18 protein-coding genes are annotated in these 17,429 nt (G+C 64.7%); 9 read left to right on the top strand and 9 right to left on the bottom strand.

Annotation, left to right across the window (positions count from 1 at the left end; all coding sequences use genetic code 11):
- Positions 1 to 24: 24 nt before the first annotated feature.
- Both BEK68_RS05905 and BEK68_RS05900 read right to left on the bottom strand, forming a co-directional pair.
- Positions 25 to 1,071 carry an alpha/beta fold hydrolase gene (locus tag BEK68_RS05905; protein ID WP_012435444.1) on the bottom strand — a complete coding sequence of 349 codons (1,047 nt, stop codon included), beginning with the start codon at positions 1,069 to 1,071 and terminating at the stop codon, positions 25 to 27.
- Between the two features lie 37 nt (positions 1,072 to 1,108).
- The gene (locus tag BEK68_RS05900) at positions 1,109 to 2,029 is read right to left on the bottom strand and encodes a DMT family transporter (RefSeq protein ID WP_004626647.1); all 921 of its coding nucleotides are present in this window, start codon (positions 2,027 to 2,029) and stop codon (positions 1,109 to 1,111) included.
- Between the two features lie 141 nt (positions 2,030 to 2,170).
- Between BEK68_RS05900 and dapC the strand changes: the two genes are divergently transcribed.
- The 9 genes from dapC (at position 2,171) to BEK68_RS05855 (ending at position 9,475) form a co-directional block, all read left to right on the top strand.
- Entirely contained in the window at positions 2,171 to 3,370 is a 1,200-nt protein-coding gene (gene dapC / locus BEK68_RS05895; protein WP_012435443.1) for a succinyldiaminopimelate transaminase, read from the top strand.
- Between the two features lie 46 nt (positions 3,371 to 3,416).
- Entirely contained in the window at positions 3,417 to 4,244 is an 828-nt protein-coding gene (dapD, locus tag BEK68_RS05890) for a 2,3,4,5-tetrahydropyridine-2,6-dicarboxylate N-succinyltransferase (RefSeq protein WP_009238252.1), read from the top strand.
- Between the two features lie 60 nt (positions 4,245 to 4,304).
- Positions 4,305 to 4,718, top strand: coding sequence for a membrane protein (locus tag BEK68_RS05885; protein WP_012435442.1), 414 nt, complete (start codon positions 4,305 to 4,307; stop codon positions 4,716 to 4,718).
- A gap of 14 nt (positions 4,719 to 4,732) precedes the next feature.
- Positions 4,733 to 5,077, top strand: a complete 345-nt coding sequence (locus tag BEK68_RS05880) for an arsenate reductase (protein WP_004626639.1) — start codon at positions 4,733 to 4,735, stop codon at positions 5,075 to 5,077.
- A 40-nt stretch (positions 5,078 to 5,117) separates the two neighbouring features.
- Positions 5,118 to 6,269, top strand: coding sequence for a succinyl-diaminopimelate desuccinylase (gene dapE / locus BEK68_RS05875; protein ID WP_024541675.1), 1,152 nt, complete (start codon positions 5,118 to 5,120; stop codon positions 6,267 to 6,269).
- Positions 6,270 to 6,280: 11 nt separating this feature from the next.
- Entirely contained in the window at positions 6,281 to 6,799 is a 519-nt protein-coding gene (locus BEK68_RS05870; RefSeq protein ID WP_012435440.1) for a class IV adenylate cyclase, read from the top strand.
- Between the two features lie 15 nt (positions 6,800 to 6,814).
- The gene (gene prmB / locus BEK68_RS05865; RefSeq protein ID WP_012435439.1) at positions 6,815 to 7,717 is read left to right on the top strand and encodes a 50S ribosomal protein L3 N(5)-glutamine methyltransferase; all 903 of its coding nucleotides are present in this window, start codon (positions 6,815 to 6,817) and stop codon (positions 7,715 to 7,717) included.
- A 325-nt stretch (positions 7,718 to 8,042) separates the two neighbouring features.
- Positions 8,043 to 8,687, top strand: coding sequence for a DUF1326 domain-containing protein (locus tag BEK68_RS05860; RefSeq protein WP_012435438.1), 645 nt, complete (start codon positions 8,043 to 8,045; stop codon positions 8,685 to 8,687).
- Positions 8,684 to 9,475: a DUF2182 domain-containing protein gene (locus tag BEK68_RS05855; RefSeq protein WP_012435437.1), complete on the top strand. Its 792-nt coding sequence runs from the start codon at positions 8,684 to 8,686 to the stop codon at positions 9,473 to 9,475. Before BEK68_RS05860 ends, BEK68_RS05855 begins: the two co-directional genes overlap by 4 nt.
- A gap of 39 nt (positions 9,476 to 9,514) precedes the next feature.
- Here the strand turns inward: BEK68_RS05855 and BEK68_RS05850 are convergent, their stop codons facing one another.
- From BEK68_RS05850 to BEK68_RS05820, 7 genes are all read right to left on the bottom strand, one after another.
- Positions 9,515 to 9,874, bottom strand: a complete 360-nt coding sequence (locus tag BEK68_RS05850) for a chitin-binding domain-containing protein (protein ID WP_004626628.1) — start codon at positions 9,872 to 9,874, stop codon at positions 9,515 to 9,517.
- Positions 9,875 to 10,209: 335 nt separating this feature from the next.
- Positions 10,210 to 11,025, bottom strand: coding sequence for a M55 family metallopeptidase (locus tag BEK68_RS05845; RefSeq protein WP_012435436.1), 816 nt, complete (start codon positions 11,023 to 11,025; stop codon positions 10,210 to 10,212).
- 8 nt (positions 11,026 to 11,033) lie between these two features.
- The gene (locus BEK68_RS05840) at positions 11,034 to 12,059 is read right to left on the bottom strand and encodes a P1 family peptidase (RefSeq protein WP_012435435.1); all 1,026 of its coding nucleotides are present in this window, start codon (positions 12,057 to 12,059) and stop codon (positions 11,034 to 11,036) included.
- Positions 12,060 to 12,069: 10 nt separating this feature from the next.
- A complete protein-coding gene (gene gsiD, locus BEK68_RS05835) occupies positions 12,070 to 12,969 on the bottom strand; it encodes a glutathione ABC transporter permease GsiD (RefSeq protein ID WP_004626623.1) in 900 nt (299 codons plus the stop codon).
- Between the two features lie 10 nt (positions 12,970 to 12,979).
- On the bottom strand, positions 12,980 to 13,903 hold the full coding sequence (gsiC, locus tag BEK68_RS05830) for a glutathione ABC transporter permease GsiC (protein ID WP_004626622.1): 924 nt from the start codon (positions 13,901 to 13,903) through the stop codon (positions 12,980 to 12,982).
- A gap of 69 nt (positions 13,904 to 13,972) precedes the next feature.
- Entirely contained in the window at positions 13,973 to 15,526 is a 1,554-nt protein-coding gene (gsiB, locus tag BEK68_RS05825; protein ID WP_012435434.1) for a glutathione ABC transporter substrate-binding protein GsiB, read from the bottom strand.
- A 49-nt stretch (positions 15,527 to 15,575) separates the two neighbouring features.
- Positions 15,576 to 17,423 carry a dipeptide ABC transporter ATP-binding protein gene (locus BEK68_RS05820; protein WP_220485452.1) on the bottom strand — a complete coding sequence of 616 codons (1,848 nt, stop codon included), beginning with the start codon at positions 17,421 to 17,423 and terminating at the stop codon, positions 15,576 to 15,578.
- Between the last annotated feature and the right edge of the window lie 6 nt (positions 17,424 to 17,429).

The following is a 17,429-nucleotide window of genomic DNA, read 5'->3' as shown; positions in this document are numbered from 1 at the left end:
GTTTCACCTTCATGACAAACGGCGTCAGTCCGGCCGGCGTGTGCGCGAAGGCTCCGCCGTGGCCAGCCATCCGAGCAGCGCATGGTGCAGCGCATCAGGATCCTGGATTTGTGGCGCATGGCCCGCATCCGGGAATTCCACCAACGTCGCGCGCGGGATAGCCTTGGCGGCTGCACGGCCAAGTTCGGGGTAATGCCCCAGCTGTGCCCGCGCTTCCGGCGGTGCGGCGTCCTTGCCGATGGCGGTGGTGTCTTTCTGACCGATGAGCAGCAGCGTCCACGGGCGCAACTGGCCAAACTCATAGACGACAGGCTGCGTATAGATCATGTCGTACAGCAGCGCGGAATTCCACGCCACCAGATCGCGCCCCGGGCCGCGGTACATGCCGGCCAGCATCTGCACCCACGGTTCGTATTGCGCGCGCCATTGCCCGGCGTAGTACGTGGACTGCTCATAGGCACGGATGCGCTCGGCGGTGGTTTGCTTTTCACGCGCGAACCACTGGTCGACCGTCATGGACGGCACGCCCTCGGCCTTCCAGTCTTCCAGGCCGATCGGGTTGATCATCACCAGCCGCGACACCGCGTTCGGATACATCAGCGCGTAACGCGCCGCCAGCATGCCGCCCGTCGAATGGCCGATCAGGATGGCCTGCCCGATCCCAAGCGACGCCAGCAGCGCATGCGTATTGCTCGCCAGTTGCTGGAACGTGTACTGATACGCGCGCGGCTTGCTCGATTTGCAGAAGCCGATCTGATCCGGGGCGATCACGCGGTAGCCGGCACCGGTCAGTGCGGCGATCGTGCCTTCCCAGGTGGCCGCGCAGAAGTTCTTGCCGTGCAGCAGCACCGCCACCTGGCCGTTGGGCTGCTTGGGCGCGACGTCCAGATACGCCATCTCCAGCGCGTTGCCCTGCGACTCGAACTTGAAGAGCTTGACCGGCGCCGGGTAATCGAAGCCTTCCAGGCGCGGGCCATACGCGGGGCCTGTCTCTGCGGAAGCGGCGTGCGGGGCCGTTGCGAACGTCGAGAGCGCAAACGTCAGCGCGATGAAAATCGAACGAAGCCACATCGGCAACTCCTTGGTTGGTTTGCGAAACACCGGCGGCCTACCTGCGCCGCAACAGCCCCGACAGCGCACCTGCCAGGATGATGCAGGCGCCGCCCAGCATTTCGTGGGGAGACAAGCGCTCCGCCGTCAGCAGCGCCGATGACGCGGCCGCGACCACGATTTCGAACAGCATCAGCAGCGCCGCGCGATTGGCCGGCAAGCATTGCAAGCCGCGCTGCACCATCGCATTGCCGCCCACCAGCACGCAGGCCATGCCCACCAGCAGCAGCCACGTATTGCCTTGCGACAAAGCCGCCGGCACCGCGCGCACGCCATCGAGCAGCAGCGCAGCCGGAAAGCCCACCAACGCGCAGCCGGTGAAGACGACCACGGTGCGCATTTCAGGGCGCATGGTCGGGTGACGCTGCCCCGCCAGGCGGGACAGCACGTTGTTGCACGCAAAAGCGAGCCCCGCAATCAGCCCCGCCCATTCCGCAGATGAACCCGGCCACGGCGTGCCGGCCTCGCCCGACCACAGCATCATCCCCGCGCCTGACAATGCCAGCGCCAGCAACACACCGCCACGCCAGCCCAGCCGCTCGTGCAGCCATAGGCGCGCCAACAGGGCCGTCCAGACGGGCGTCAGATAGAACAGGAGCAGCACCCGCATGACCGTGCCGTGCACCGTGCCCCAGACGAAACCCGCATTGGTGATGCCCGCTGCAACCCCGAGCGCCGGAATCAGCCACGACCACTGGAACGTCGAAAAGTGACGACGCAGCACCACGGCGGCCAGGACGGCCGCAGCCGCGCCCGTCATCGACGAGGCCAGCATGCTGCCCAGCCCCCAGGCGGCGAGCAGGCGGTATGGATACCAGGAAATGCCCCAGACCGAGGCGCCCAGGAGGATGAAGAATGCCGCCGCCCATTGCGGCTCGTGGTGGGCGGAGGCGTCCGCGGAGGAGGCTATCGATGTCATCTACGCAATAAAAAAACGGCGGAAATCCGCCGCATGCAGCATTGTCGTGGGGCGGCCAGCACACGTTGGCCGTATAATTTCGGGCTTCCCGGCAAGCGCCAAGCTTGCCCGCCAACCAGCCCAACACCGCCGCCCAACACCGTGAATCCGCGCCTGTCCGCCCTGCAGCCGTATCCGTTCGAGAAACTGAAAGCGCTTGTGAAGGACGTCACGCCCAGCGCCGTCCATACGCCGATCAGCTTCGGGATCGGTGAACCCAAGCACCCGACGCCGGCCCTGGTGAAAGACGCGCTGACGGCGGCGCTTGGCGGGCTGGCGAATTATCCCACGACGCTCGGTTCCGATGCACTGCGACAGTGCATCGCTGCATGGCTGGAGCGCCGCTACGGCTTGCCGAAGGTCGACCCAGCCACTGAAGTCATCCCCGTCAACGGCTCGCGCGAGGCGCTGTTCTCGTTCGCGCAGACCGTGATTGACGGCAGCAAGCCCGGCGCCCGCGTGCTGTGCCCGAACCCGTTCTATCAAATCTACGAAGGCTCGGCGCTGCTGGCCGGCGCCACGCCGCTGTTCGCCAACAGCGACCCGGCGCGCAACTACGCGCCCGAGTTTGCCGCGATCACGCCCGAAGAATGGCGCAACGTGCAGCTCGTCTTCGTATGCAGCCCGGGCAACCCGACCGGCGCCGTGCTCACGCTCGAAGACTGGAAGCAGCTCTTCGCGCTGTCGGATGAATATGGCTTCATCATTGCGTCGGACGAGTGCTATTCCGAGATCTATTTCGACGAGACCAACCCGCCGCTGGGCGCCCTGCAGGCCGCGCACCAGCTGGGCCGCGGCTTTGACCGCCTGGTGATGTTCTCGAGCCTTTCGAAGCGCTCCAACGTGCCGGGCATGCGCTCCGGTTTCGTGGCCGGCGACGCCAAGCTGCTCAAGGCCTATCTGCTGTATCGCACGTATCACGGCAGCGCGATGAGCCCGTCGGTGCAGTCCGCTAGCATCGCTGCGTGGAATGACGAGACCCACGTGCGCGACAACCGCGCGCAATACGTCAAGAAGTTCCAGCAGGTCACGCCGATGCTGGCCGAGGTGCTGGACGTGGCCCTGCCCGATGCAGCCTTCTACCTCTGGGCCAACGTCAAGCGCACGGGCCTGTCGGACACTGAATTCGCGCGCCAGTTGCTGGCCGCCAAGAACGTCGCCGTGCTGCCCGGAAGCTACCTCGCCCGCGAGGCGCACGGCACGAATCCGGGCCAGGACTACGTGCGCATCGCGCTGGTAGCCGGCGTGGACGAATGCCTGGAAGGCGCCCGCCGCATCGTCGAGTTCTGCCAGCAACGCTGATCCTGAATTTTTCTCTTCTGTTTCCTCTCCGAGAGCCAACAAGACCATGACGCAACAACTGCAATCCCTGATCGACCAAGCGTGGGAAGACCGCGCCAACCTGTCGCCCAAGTCCGCTCCGGCCGATGTCCGTGAAGCCGTCGCCAACGTGATCGGCCAGCTCGATCGTGGCGCGCTGCGCGTGGCCGAGAAGCAGGACGGCGAGTGGATCGTCAATCAGTGGATCAAGAAAGCCGTGCTGCTGTCGTTCCGCCTGGAAGACAACGCGCCGATGGCTGCCGGCGGCTTCACGCAGTTCTACGACAAGGTGCCGAGCAAGTTCGCCAACTACACGGCCGAAGACTTCGCGGCGGGCGGCTTCCGCGTGGTGCCGCCGGCCGTGGCGCGCCGTGGCTCGTTCATCGCCAAGAACGCCGTGCTGATGCCGTCGTACGTGAACATCGGCGCCTATGTGGATGAAGGCACGATGGTCGACACGTGGGCCACCGTCGGTTCGTGCGCACAGATCGGCAAGAACGTCCACCTGTCGGGCGGCGTGGGCATCGGCGGCGTGCTGGAGCCGCTGCAGGCCAACCCGGTCATCATCGAAGACAACTGCTTCATCGGTGCCCGCTCGGAAGTGGTGGAAGGCGTGATCGTTGAAGAAAACTCGGTGATCTCGATGGGCGTGTACCTGGGCCAGTCGACCAAGATCTACGACCGCGAAACCGGTGAAGTCAGCTACGGCCGCATCCCGGCGGGCTCGGTGGTGGTGGCGGGCAACCTGCCGTCGAAGGACGGCTCGCACAGCCTGTACTGCGCCGTGATCGTCAAGAAGGTCGACGCCAAGACGCGCGCCAAGGTTGGCCTGAACGAGCTGCTGCGCGGCGACTAAGCCCCGGCGCAAGGCATGCCTGCTAGTCTTGCAGGCATGCCAACCACTTCAAGCGCAGCAATGTCCGAACACAATGCCACCGGCACCCGCTTCGGCAAGCTGCGCCAACGCATCATGGGTCTTGATCCAAACACCATCGGTACTGTCTTGTCGCTGTTGCCCACCATCCTGGAGCAGGCGAACAAGACCATCGACAAGTTCAAGAACCGCAAGAAAACAGGCACCGAACCCGCCCGCGAAGAAGGCGCCGCGCCCGACCCGAATACACGCATCGCCGAGCTGGAAGCGGCGATCCTGCAGCAGGCCGAATCCGTCAAGCTGCTGGCCGAGCAGCACGCCATCACCATCGACGCGCTGCGCGACGAAGCCGCGCGGCTGGAGCGCCGCCTCAAGCGCATGACGTGGCTGGCGTCCGTCGGCTTTGCATTGGCGGTTGCCGCGCTCTCCTTTGCCCTGCAAGCCTCTCGACACTGATTGCGAATCCCACCATGACGACCCTGCATGGCATCCCCAATTGCGACACCGTGAAGAAAGCCCGCACGTGGCTCGAATCGAACGGCGTGGTCTACACGTTTCACGATTTCAAGAAGCAAGGCGTGAGCGCCGACATGCTGGCCGGCTGGCTCAAGCATGTGCCGCTCACCACGCTGCTCAACCGCAAGGGCACCACGTGGCGCGCCTTGTCTGACGCCGACAAGGCCCGCGCTGGAGACGAAGCCGGCGCAATCGCGCTGATGCAGGCGAATCCGTCGCTGATCAAGCGCCCGGTGCTCGTGCACGGCAAAAGCGTCAATGTCGGCTTCTCGGCGGATCAGTACGCGACCCTGTTCTAACCAAAACAACACATCACGGTGACTGTCTGTCATGTCCCACATCCAGCCCACGCTTGCCCTCACTGAAGACCTGATCCGCCGCCGCTCCGTCACGCCCGAAGACAAGGGCTGTCAGGACGTGCTGATCGAACGCCTGACCGCCGCCGGGTTCGAATGCGAAACCGTGATCAGCGGCCCGGACCACTTTCGGGTAACTAACCTGTGGGCGGTCAAGCGCGGGCGCGCCGGCACCGACGGCAAGCTGCTCGTGTTCGCTGGCCACACCGATGTGGTGCCCACCGGCCCCGTCGAGCAATGGCACTCCGATCCCTTCGAACCGACGCACCGTGACGGCAAGCTCTACGCGCGCGGCGCGGCAGACATGAAGACGTCGATTGCCGGCTTCGTGGTGGCCTCGGAAGAATTTGTTGCCAAGCACCCGGACCACGCCGGCTCGATCGGCTTTCTGATCACCAGCGACGAAGAAGGCCCGGCGCACGACGGCACCGTCAAGGTATGCGACCTGCTCCGCGCACGCGGCGAGCGCCTCGATTACTGCGTGGTCGGTGAGCCGACTTCGGTGTCGACCCTCGGCGACATGGTCAAGAACGGGCGACGCGGTTCGCTGTCGGGCAAGCTCACCGTCAACGGGGTACAGGGCCACATCGCCTATCCGCATCTGGCCAAGAATCCGATCCACATGGCTGCCCCCGCGCTGGCCGAGCTGGCCGCCGCGAAGTGGGACGACGGCAATGCCTACTTCCCGCCGACCACGTGGCAGATGTCGAATATTCACGGCGGCACGGGCGCGACGAACATCATTCCCGGCCACGTCACGATCGACTTCAACTTCCGCTTCTCGACCGCGAGCACGCCGGACGGCCTGAAGGCGCGCGTGCACAGCATTCTCGATGCGCACGGCCTCGACTACACGCTCGACTGGACGCTGGGCGGCGAGCCCTTCCTGACCGAGCGCGGCGAGCTGTCCGAAGCCCTCGCCTCCGCCATCCAGGCCGAGTGCGGCGTGACCACCGAACTGTCGACCACGGGCGGTACCTCGGACGGCCGCTTCATCGCCAAGATCTGCCCGCAGGTGATCGAGTTCGGCCCGCCGAACGCGAGCATCCACAAGATCGACGAGCACGTCGAAGTGGCGTTTATCGAGCCGCTGAAAAACGTGTATCGCCGCGTCTTGGAAACGTTGATCGCCTGAGGTTGCCCCCGATGGCGCGCAACGTCGAGATCAAGGCACGTGTGCGCGATGTGGCTGCGCTCATTGAACGCGCGGCTGCCATCGCAGATTCCGGCCCCGAACGCATCGAGCAGGACGACACGTTCTTTGCCTGCGCGAACGGGCGCCTGAAGCTGCGGCAGTTCTCGCCCGAGCGCGGGGAGCTGATCCACTACTTCCGTGCCAACAGCACCGGCCCGCGGGTGTCCAGCTACCACATCGTTCCGACCAACGCGCCCGATGCCCTGCGCGACACGCTGGCCGCCGCCATCGGCGCCGCCGGCCGGGTCATGAAGGTGCGCCAGCTGTATCTCGCCGGTCAGACGCGCATTCATGTCGATGCGGTGAAAGACCTCGGCGATTTCGTCGAACTCGAAGTCGTGCTGCGCGACACGCAATCCGAAGACGAGGGCGTGAAGATCGCCCACCAACTGATGCACGCCCTCGGCATTGCCGAATCCGACCTGCTCGACGTGGCCTACGTCGACCTGCTCGCTGCCACCCAACGCTGAGCCATATCCGTCACCATGACCACGCCTACCCTCCCCGCCTCCCACCCGTTCACGACCGTGCGCGACCTGCTGCGCTACGCCGTGTCGCGCTTCACCGCCGCCGGGCTTGTCTTCGGCCACGGCAGCGAGAACGCCTACGACGAAGCCGCTTACCTGATCCTGCACACGCTGCATCTGCCGATCGACACGCTGGAGCCATTCCTGGATGCGCGCCTGCTGCCCGAAGAAGTGGCTGCCGTGCTGAAGGTGATCGAGCGCCGCGCCGTCGACCGCGTGCCCGCCGCGTACATCACGCACGAGGCGTTCATGCACGGCATGCGCTTCTATGTGGACGAGCGCGTGATCGTGCCGCGCAGCTTCATCGGCGAATTGCTGGAAGACGGTCTGGAACCGTGGATCGACCAGGAGGACGGCCCGACCGATGTGCTGGAGCTATGCACCGGCTCGGGCTGCCTGTCGATCCTGGCTGCGCTGCAATGGCCCAATGCAACCATCGATGCGGTGGACCTGTCGCCGGATGCACTGGTGGTGGCCAATCGCAATGTCGACGAATACCGCCTGCAAGACCGCATCCGCCTGCATGAGGGCGACCTGTATGCGCCGCTGCCGCCGGGTGTGCACTACGACGTGATCCTGACGAATCCGCCGTACGTAAACGAGGCGTCGATGCAGGCGCTGCCGCCCGAGTACCGCGCCGAGCCGCACATGGCGCTGGCCGGCGGCAACGACGGCATGGACATCGTACGCCGCATCCTGGCCGATGCACCGCGCCACTTGAAGCCGCACGGCGTGCTGGTGGTGGAAATCGGCAACGAGCGTGAAAACGTTGAGGCGGCGTTCCCGGATCTCGACTTGGTCTGGCTGCCGACCAGCGCAGGCGAAGACCAGGTGTTCCTCGTCACGCGCGAAGCGCTGTAAGACGCTGCGCCAAGCGCGCCTCCTGACAGTGCAGCAGGCGCGCTAGGTATCGCTGGCAAGGCAGCATCCGCTGCCGGAACCGCCGCAACGGTTTCGCGCTTCTGCATCGCCGGGGCATCCTGCCTTGCGCCGCAAGATGCATCCGGGTCCATCGTCCATGCGGCCCAATCCCTGTCTTGACTTCCCCTTGCCGTGCACTAGGGTCTGATTATGCGTGGAAGGTGCGCACGCCATAAGCCACGCGCCCTAGATTCCAGCCACGCAATCCGTCGTCCGACGACCTGCGTCAGGCGCGCAAGCGCCTGGAAGCTCCAGGAGAACCACCATGACTCCGTGGGAAATCCAAGGGACCGAACTCATCAACTGCAATTGCTCATACGGTTGCCCGTGCCAGTTCAACGCGCTGCCAACCAAAGGCTTCTGCGAAGCGATGGGCGCGATCTCGATCGACAGCGGCCATCACGGCAATGTGCAACTCGACGGCGTGAAGATCGCGGTCGTGTTCCAATGGCCCGGCCCCATCCACGAAGGCAAAGGCAGATGCCAGCCGGTCGTCGACAAGCATGCCACGCCGGCGCAACGCGAAGCCATCCTGAAAATCATGGCAGGGCAAGATACCGAGCCGTTCGCAACGATGTTTTCGGTATTTGCATCGACACTTGAACAGGTATTCGATCCGATCGTCACGCAGATCGACTACGACGTCGATGTCGATGCCCGACGTGGCCGGATTCATGTTGATGGCGTATTCGATACCGTTGGCGAACCGATCCGCAATCCGGTAACGGGCGCGGAGCACCGTGCCCGCATCGATCTGCCGCACGGCTTCGAGTACGAGCTGGCCGAGGTTGGCTCCGCCACCAGTCGCTCACAGGGCAACATCGCGCTAGACCTCAAGGATTCCTACGGGCAATTCGCGCGACTGCACCTGAACAACAAGGGACCGATTCGGCACCGCACCGCCGCATGAGCGGCCTCGAAAGCGTCCTCCAACGCGAGCGCGTCATCACGGCATTCGGCGTCGTTGCCGTTGTCGCGCTGTCTTGGTGGTATCTGTGGACGGGTGCAGGCATGGGCATGTCTGCACTCGACATGACGACACTCACGCTGTTTCCGCATCGATTGCCTGGTGGCATCGGCGGCATGGATGCATCGTTGCCCACTGTGACCCTGATGTGGTGGGTGATGATGACCGCGATGATGACGCCGAGCGCGGCGCCGCTCATTCTGCTGTACCGGCGTGTACTGCGGCACCACGGCACGACCGAAGCCAGGTCGGCAATCCTCTCGGTATGTCTTCTGGCCGGTTACCTGACTGCGTGGCTGGCCTTCTCCCTGGGTGCGGCATCCCTGCAGGTGGCGCTGCAGCCGACGGGTCTCATTTCAGAAATGATGCTGTGGTCAAAGAGCGCGGTACTCTCCGCAACGGTGCTGGCGGCGGCGGGGGCATATCAGTTCTCCGCGCTCAAGCACGCGTGCCTGGCGCAGTGCCGCTCGCCGGTGGGCTTCCTGACGGCGCATTGGCGCCCTGGCGCTGCCGGCAGCTTCGTGCTCGGCACACGCCACGGCGCATACTGCGTGGGCTGCTGCTGGGTGCTGATGGCGCTGCTGTTTGTGGGCGGCATCATGAATCTCGTCTGGATTGCCGCCCTGTCCGTGATCGTCTTCGTGGAGAAGATACTGCCCCGCGGCGAACAGGCCGGCCGTGTGCTGGGCGTTGTGCTGATTGCCTGGGCAGGTGCAACGCTGCTGGTTTAGTCCACCGCCCGGCTCCCGCGCACGTCAGCCGTCAGGTCATCAGGACGTCACCTCGTCACACGCGTCTTTCACCACGCAGATACTGAAACGTTTGTCGAATACCTGGCCGCTCGGACAATGATCGAAGACGGCTTGCGACTGTGCGTCGCAGGTGGCGTAGGCGGTAGTGCAATTGGTGCGGATCGGTTGCTTGGGACCACGGTTGGTGCCGTCGTCCAACATGAAGCGCGCGGATGGCCCGGGGCATTTGAACTCTGCGGCGGCCTTGGCCAGTGCGGCGGCCGCCTTTTCGGCTTTGGAAGTCTGCGGCGTCGGTGGGCTCGATGGCGAGGGGCGGCGTTCGCAGGCTGTTAGCGCAAGCGCACAGAGCAGCATGCCGAGTGTGAGTGCGCGGGTCATGGGAGGCTCCTTCGGGGTTGGGTATCCGAAGTTTACGCTGGGTTGGGGAGTGCGCAATGTGCTCACTGTGCATCCCCTGTTTCGCCCCCTGCCGGGGCCGACTCACTTTCTTTGTCTCGCTGCCAAAGAAAGTAAGCAAAGAAAGGCGCGCCCGAGATGGCGACTTCCCCTTGAATTTATGTAACCGGGCGGAGACGGGGAAAACTCGCTTCGCTCAGATAGTTCCCCGTCTTTTTTCCGCCTGCTTACAGAAATTCAAGGCGCCATCTAGGGCATGAACGGCCAAACCGTCTGCACGCGCGCTGACGCTTTGATGTGCCGTGAAGAGTTGGCGCTTAACGCAGCATCGCGGACATGGCGGAGAGGCTGTTGAGCATGCGCACGGCATGTTCGACGGAGTCGGCGGCGAAGCGCAGCATCGTGCCGTCGACGCGCTCGAGGGCGGGCCATTGGCAGAACAGGTCGGCCAATGCGGGCGTTTGCGTCTGCAGGCGGCATACGATCGGCGCCTGGAGGCGCAGCGGCATGCTGAAATGCCCCCGCTGCACCGTGGCTTTCACGGCTGCGTAGATGGCCTCGCACGACTGCTCGGGCGAGAGCGATGTCCCCGCGTTGTGGCCTTCGGCCTGCTTGGTCTCGACAAAGGTGGTGTGCGGCAGCAGCGGCTTGGTTTCCTTGATGAACACGTCGTCGCCGCTGGCAACGGCCACCGGCACGCCGCGCTCCCCGGCCAGGGCGCCGTAGAGGCCGGCCTCGCCCAGTTCCTGCTCGTTGAACCAGACGCGCGCAAACGCAAAGCTGTTGATGGTGTGCGCCAGCACGCCGCGGCTGCCGGCGCGCGCGTGGTAACCGATCATGCAGACGGCATCGCAGCCGTCCACGCCGGCCATCATGCTGAGGTAGCGCGGCTTGCCGAGGACGAAGCGTGCGCGGCGGTCGATGGAATCGGGGATGAGGTTGCGGAAACCGCCGTGCGAATCGTTAACGAGCACGTCCGTGGCGCCACCGTCGAAGGCACCGCGGACGGCGGCGTCGGCTTCGGCGGTCATCCAGCGGCGGGCGCGCTCGTATTCGCCGTTACCGGCGCGCGTCTGCTCGGGGTGGAACACGTTGGCCACGCCTTCGATGTCGGCGGAAATCAGGATTCGCATGGGTCAGGTCAGAGCAATTCGGTCAGTGCGCGGCGGGCGTTGCCGTCGCGGCCGGTGACGGCTGTTGCGTGGAACAGCGCGTGCACGATGGCTTGTTCGACGCTGTCAGCGGCGGCCTGGAACAGCGGGTCGAGATGCGATTCGTGCGTCATGGCGACGGCCGGCATGGCGCGCGCGCCTTCGTGCGGCACGGTGTAGGCAGTGGAGAACGCCAGTGCGATATCGCCGCTGCCATGACCAAAGACAGAGCCGGTGCGTGCCAGGCCCGCGCCCGCGCGCAAGGCAAGGCGGCGCAACTGGCGCGCGTCCAGCGGCGCGTCGGTGGCGAGCAGCATGATGATTGATCCCTTCTCAGGCTCCGGTGTGCTGGCGGCCAGCGCTTTCGCCAGCTCCGCACCGACGTTGCGCCCGCCAAGCGTCAGGTTTTTGGTCACGCCAAAGTTGGACAGCACGAGCGCGCCGACCGTACGTTGTGCGCCGTCGGCGAGTGTCACCACGCGCGATGCAGAACCGATGCCGCCCTTCACGCCAAACGACGACATCCCGCGCCCTGCCCCGACCGCGCCCTGCTCAAACGCTTGGCCTGCCGCAGCGTAGGCCGCGTCGTAGTGCACGTCCTGCACGGCAAAAGCCTGCAGGTCGTTCAAGTAGCCGTCATTGCATTCAAAGACGAGCGGATTGACGGTCGACCACGCGCGGCCGATCTGCGGGTTAGCCGCCACCGCCTGGCGGATCTGCGCCTGCGCCACCGCACCCACAGCGAACGTGTTGGTCAGCGCAATCGGCGTTTCGAGCACACCCAGCTCGCCCACCTGCACCAGGCCGATGCTCTTGCCGAAACCGTTGAGCACCACGCTGGCGGCCGGCACCTTGTCGAGGAACGGGTCGCCGGCATGCGGGCGTACCACGGTCACGCCGGACTGGATGGCACCGCCTGCCAGTGTGGCGTGGCCGACGGTCACGCCCGCCACGTCGGCGATGCTGTTGCGTACGCCCGCGGGCAGTGCGCCGATGTGCGGAAGACTCAGAGACATGCGAGCAGACTCAGCGGCGGTCGATCTTCGGGTCCAGCGCGTCGCGCAGGCCGTCGCCCAGCAGGTTGAACGCCAGCACGGTCAGGAAGATGGCCAGGCTCGGGAAGATCGCCACGTGCGGCGCCGTCACCATGTCGGCGCGCGCCTCGTTGAGCATCGCGCCCCACTCCGGCGTGGGCGGCTGGGCGCCAAGGCCCAGGAACGAGAGGCTGGCAGCGGTGATGATGGAGGTGCCGATCCGCATCGAGAAGTACACGACGATGGATGAAATCGTGCCCGGCAGGATGTGCCGCATGATGATCGTCCAGTCGGATGCGCCGATGCTGCGCGCGGCTTCCACATACGTCAGGTGCTTGAGCATGAGCGTGTTGCCGCGCACCAGCCGCGCAAATGCCGGAATGCTGAACACCGCCACGGCAAAGATCACGTTGATCATGCCGTTGCCCAGGATGGCCACGATGCCGATGGCCAGCAGGATGCCGGGGAAGGCAAACAGCACGTCGGAGATGCGCATGACGATGCGGTCCCACCAGCCTTCGTAGTAGCCGGCCAACAGGCCGAGCATGGTGCCTATGATGGCGCCGATGATGACCGACACGAAGCCCGCTTCCAGCGAGATGCGTGTGCCCATCAGGATGCGGCTGAAGATGTCGCGGCCCAGCGAATCGACGCCGAACCAATGCTGCGCCGACGGCCCCGCGTTGAGCGCGTCGTAGTCGAAATAGTTTTCCGCATCGAACGGCACGATGTGCGGCGCGAGGATGGCGATCAATACCAGCGCGATCACGAACACACCGGCGCCCATCGCCAGATGCTGCTTGCGGAACTTGCGCCAGAACTCCGTCCAGGGGGTGCGAACGGGTTCGGTGGCGGCTTGCGGTGCGACCGCCTGGCTTGCGGCTTGGGTCATGGCGGCCTCCTTACTTTTTGTAGCGGATGGTGGGGTTGATGACGGTGTACAGCATGTCCACCACAAGGTTGATCAGGATGAACTCCAGCGAGAACAGCAGCACCTCGGCCTGGATGACCGGGTAGTCGCGCATTTCCACCGCATCCACCAGCAGACGGCCGAGGCCTGGCCAGTTGAACACCTTCTCCACGACGATCGAGCCGCCCAGCAGAAAACCGAACTGCAGGCCCATCATCGTGACCACCGGGATCATCGCGTTGCGCAGGCAATGCTTGATGACCACCACAGTCTCGCGCACGCCCTTGGCACGGGCGGTGCGCACGAAATCTTCCTGCAGCACTTCCACGAACGACGCACGCGTGAAGCGCGCCATCACGGCAGCCACTGCAGCGCCCAGCGTGAGCGAAGGCAGGATGTAGTGCTTCCAGGTGTCCGCACCGATGGCTGGCAGCCAGCCAAGCTGCACCGAGAACACTTCCATCAGCAGCATGCCCAGTGCGAACGCGGGGAACGAGATGCCCGACACGGCGAGCGTCATGCCCAGGCGGTCAGGCCACTTGTTGCGCCACACGGCGGATGTGATGCCGATCACCATGCCGAAGATCACCGCCCACACCATGCTGGTGATCGTCAGATTGAGCGTCGGCCAGAAGCGTTCGCCAATCTCTTCGCTCACCGGGCGCTTGGTGCGGATGGAGTTGCCGAATTCACCACGTGCGGCGTTGGCGAAGAAGCGCACGAACTGCTCGTGCATCGGCTTGTCCAGGCCCAGGTCCTTGCGGACGAGATCGACCGTCATCTCGTCCGCTTCGGGGCCGGCGGCCAAACGCGCCGGGTCGCCGGGCAACAGATGCACGAACAGGAACACCAGCACTGCCACGATCAGCAGTGTCGGGATCACGCCCAGCGCACGTTTAATGAAGTAGTTCAGCATGGCAAATCCACCGCAGGCGGCATTTCAATGGCCCGCGCAAGGCTGCGCGGGCCGGTACGGCAATGAGGCTTATTGCTTGACGTCGATGTCGTCGAAGCTGAACGAACCGTCCGGCGCGACGTAGGCACCCGACAGACGCTTCGAGCGCGCGTAGACGATCTTCTCCGTCACCAGGAAGGCCCACGGTGCGTCTTCCCAGATGCGCTTCTGCGCGTCGGTGTAGAGCTTCGACTTCTCAGCGCGATCGGTCGTGCGCAGTGCGCCCGCGATGTCGGCATCCACCTGCTCGTTCTTGTAGTATGCGGTGTTGAACGACTTGGGCGGCATGGCTTCCGATGCCAGCAACGGACGCAGCGCCCAATCCGACTCACCCGTCGACGACGACCAGCCTGCGTAATACATGCGCACGCCGGCGTCTTCCGGCTTGGGCACGCTTTCCACACGCTCGACGCGCTGGCCGGCTTCCAGCGCCAGCACCGACGTCTTGATGCCGACCTGGGCCAGTTGCTGCTGCACGAACTGGATGATCTTCTGCGCCGTCGTGTGGTTATAGGCCGACCACAGTTGCGTCTCAAAGCCGTTCGGGTAACCCGCTTCCTTCAGCAGCTCTTTCGCCTTGGCCGGGTTGTACGGCCACGGGCCCAGCTTGACCGCGTAGTCAACGCCCGGCGGCACCACGCCTTCGGCCGGCACGGCGTAACCCGCGAACGCCACCTTGGTCAGCGCATCCTTGTTGATCGCATAGTTGATCGCCTGACGCACCTTGGGGTTGTCGAACGGCTTCACGTTGGTGTTGAAGCTGACATAGCGCTGGATGATCGACGGCGCGGCAATCAGGTCAACCTTGGGGCTGCTCTTGAGGACGGCAGCCTGCTCGAACGGAATCGTGAACGCAAAGTCGGCCTCGCCCGTCTGCATGATGGTGGCGCGCGTGTTGTTGTCGACCACCGGCTTCCAGGTGATGGTGTCGATCTTCGGCAGGCCGTGTTTCCAGTAGCCGTCGAATTTCTTGCCCTTCAGGTAGTCGGTCTGCTTCCACTCGACAAATTCGAACGGCCCGGTGCCGACCGGGTGGAACGCGATGTCCTTGCCGTACTTCTTGAGCGCCGTGGGCGAGATCATCGCCGCCGACGGATGGGCCAGCACGTTGATGAACGGCGAGAACGGCTCCTTGAGCGTCACGCGGGCGGTGGTCGGGTCAACAACTTCGGTCTTGGCCACGCGGTTGAACAGCACGAAACGCTTGAGCTTGTTGGCCGGGTCGGTCACGCGGTCCAGGTTGGCCTTGACGGCGTTGGCATCAAACGTGGTGCCATCGTGGAACTTCACGCCCTTCTTCAGCTTGAACGTGTAGACGAGGCCGTCCTTGCTGACCTCGTAGCTGTCGCACAGCACGTTGACCAGCTTCATGTCCTTGTCGAAGCCGAACAGGCCTTGATAGAACGACTTGGCCGCGCTGAACGACAGCGTGTCGTTGGCGTCGTACGGGTCCATCGTGGTGAAGGTCGAGTAGACCGCCATCACGGCGTCCTTGGCGGCAAAGGCCGGCATGGTGAATGCCGCCAGGGCCAGGCCGCTGGCAACCATGGCTGCGCGCGGGCTGAAAGCAAAGCGATTGAACATTTCCTTCCTCCTCATCAAAGATGACGTCTCACTGCGTTCTGTATTGCGATTAATACGCGCCGCCAATCGAATGGCGGGCAACAAAGTGGTCTGGCGCCACTTGCACCAACGGCTGCACCACCGGCAGGTCGCCAACGGCACGGATCGGGCTGGGGATTTCGTGCGTGGAAAGTTCACGCTTCAGGTGACGGCGCGCCGGGTCCGCTATCGGCACGGCCGACATCAGCTTCTTCGTGTAAGGGTGCTGCGGGTTTTCGAAGATGGCGCGACGCGGGCCGATCTCGACGATCTGGCCGAGGTACATCACCGCCACGCGATGGCTGATGCGCTCCACCACGGCCATGTCGTGCGAGATGAACAGGAACGCAACGCCAAACTCCTTCTGCAGGTCGAGCATCAGGTTGACGATCTGCGCCTGGATCGACACATCCAGCGCGGACACCGACTCATCGGCAATCACCACCTTCGGGTTCAATGCCAGCGCGCGCGCAATGCAGATGCGCTGGCGCTGCCCGCCGGAGAACTCGTGCGGATAGCGCGATGCATGCGCGGCCTGCAGGCCCACCTTGTCGAGCAGCCATTCCACGCGTTGCTGTGCCTCTTTGCCGGAGGCCACCTTATGCACCAGCAGCGGCTCCATGATGGAGTAGCCGACCGGCACGCGCGGGTCCAGCGAGGCGAATGGGTCCTGGAAGATGAACTGGATGTTTCGGCGAAGCGTCTGGAGGGCGGGCCCCTTCAGCTCGCCGATGTTCTGGCCGGCAAATTCGATGCTGCCGCTCTGGCTGTCCACCAGGCGCAAGAGCGACCGTCCCGTCGTCGACTTGCCGCAGCCCGATTCGCCGACCAGCGCCAGCGTCTCACCAGGGTAGAGATCGAAACTGACCTGCTCCACAGCATGCACCCGGCGCGTAACGCGGCCGAAGATGCCCGTGGGCACGTCAAAGCGCGTGACGAGATCACGCACACGCAAAATGGGTTGCACATCGTGCGACGCCGCCGGCTGCGGTGTCGTATCGACCGCGGCGGCCGTGCCGTCCACCCGCAACAGAGGAAAGCGGGCCGGGCCATCGGTGCCCTGCATCGAGCCCAGGCGCGGCACCGCCGACAGCAGCGCACGCGTATACGGATGCGCCGGCTGTGCAAACACCGTGGCCGACGGGCCCTCTTCCACGCGATCGCCCTTGTACATCACGAGCACGCGGTCGGCCACTTCCGCCACTACGCCCATGTCGTGCGTGATGAACACCACCGCCATGTGCAGTTCCTGCTGCAGCGCGCGGATCAGTTGCAGGATTTCCGCCTGGATGGTCACGTCCAGCGCGGTAGTCGGCTCATCCGCAATCAGCAACGACGGTTTGCATGAAAGCGCCATCGCAATCATCACGCGCTGGCGCATGCCGCCCGACAGTTGGTGCGGATAGCGCCCCAGCACATTGCGCGCTTCCGGAATGCGCACCAGCTCGAGCATGCGCAGCGCCTCGGCCTTGGCTTCGCTGGCGGACTTGCCCTGGTGCAGGCGGATCGATTCGGCAATCTGTTCGCCCACGGTGAACACCGGGTTGAGCGAGGTCATCGGCTCCTGAAAGATCATCGCGATGTCGGCGCCGCGCACGCCGCGCATGGCGGCTGAGCTGGCGTTGGCCAAGTCCAGCACCTCGCCGTTGCGGCGGCGCAGATGCATCTGCCCGCCGACGATCTTGCCGCCGCCGTGTTCCACCAGCCGCATCAGCGCCAGCGACGTCACCGACTTGCCCGAACCCGATTCGCCCACCACGGCCAGCGTCTCGCCCCGGTCGACGTGGAACGACAGGTTGCGCACCGCGTCGACCACGCGCTCGGACGTGGCAAAGCGCACGCTCAGGTCTTGCACCTGCACAACGCGCTGCTCGGGCATGGCAAT

Source organism: Ralstonia pickettii (assembly GCF_001699815.1).
GTDB lineage: Bacteria > Pseudomonadota > Gammaproteobacteria > Burkholderiales > Burkholderiaceae > Ralstonia > Ralstonia thomasii.
This window is presented reverse-complemented; position numbering and strand designations above follow the sequence as displayed.

Excerpts from the sequence above, each read along its gene's own strand:
- BEK68_RS05905 (WP_012435444.1), bottom strand. The coding sequence starts at position 1,071 with ATGTGGCTTCGTTCGATTTTCATCGCGCTGACGTTTGCGCTCTCGACG.
- BEK68_RS05900 (WP_004626647.1), bottom strand. The coding sequence starts at position 2,029 with ATGACATCGATAGCCTCCTCCGCGGACGCCTCCGCCCACCACGAGCCG.
- dapD (WP_009238252.1), top strand. The coding sequence starts at position 3,417 with ATGACGCAACAACTGCAATCCCTGATCGACCAAGCGTGGGAAGACCGC.
- BEK68_RS05885 (WP_012435442.1), top strand. The coding sequence starts at position 4,305 with ATGTCCGAACACAATGCCACCGGCACCCGCTTCGGCAAGCTGCGCCAA.
- BEK68_RS05880 (WP_004626639.1), top strand. The coding sequence starts at position 4,733 with ATGACGACCCTGCATGGCATCCCCAATTGCGACACCGTGAAGAAAGCC.
- BEK68_RS05870 (WP_012435440.1), top strand. The coding sequence starts at position 6,281 with ATGGCGCGCAACGTCGAGATCAAGGCACGTGTGCGCGATGTGGCTGCG.
- prmB (WP_012435439.1), top strand. The coding sequence starts at position 6,815 with ATGACCACGCCTACCCTCCCCGCCTCCCACCCGTTCACGACCGTGCGC.
- BEK68_RS05860 (WP_012435438.1), top strand. The coding sequence starts at position 8,043 with ATGACTCCGTGGGAAATCCAAGGGACCGAACTCATCAACTGCAATTGC.
- BEK68_RS05855 (WP_012435437.1), top strand. The coding sequence starts at position 8,684 with ATGAGCGGCCTCGAAAGCGTCCTCCAACGCGAGCGCGTCATCACGGCA.
- BEK68_RS05850 (WP_004626628.1), bottom strand. The coding sequence starts at position 9,874 with ATGACCCGCGCACTCACACTCGGCATGCTGCTCTGTGCGCTTGCGCTA.
- BEK68_RS05845 (WP_012435436.1), bottom strand. The coding sequence starts at position 11,025 with ATGCGAATCCTGATTTCCGCCGACATCGAAGGCGTGGCCAACGTGTTC.
- BEK68_RS05840 (WP_012435435.1), bottom strand. The coding sequence starts at position 12,059 with ATGTCTCTGAGTCTTCCGCACATCGGCGCACTGCCCGCGGGCGTACGC.
- gsiD (WP_004626623.1), bottom strand. The coding sequence starts at position 12,969 with ATGACCCAAGCCGCAAGCCAGGCGGTCGCACCGCAAGCCGCCACCGAA.
- gsiC (WP_004626622.1), bottom strand. The coding sequence starts at position 13,903 with ATGCTGAACTACTTCATTAAACGTGCGCTGGGCGTGATCCCGACACTG.
- gsiB (WP_012435434.1), bottom strand. The coding sequence starts at position 15,526 with ATGTTCAATCGCTTTGCTTTCAGCCCGCGCGCAGCCATGGTTGCCAGC.
- BEK68_RS05820 (WP_220485452.1), bottom strand. The coding sequence starts at position 17,423 with ATGCCCGAGCAGCGCGTTGTGCAGGTGCAAGACCTGAGCGTGCGCTTT.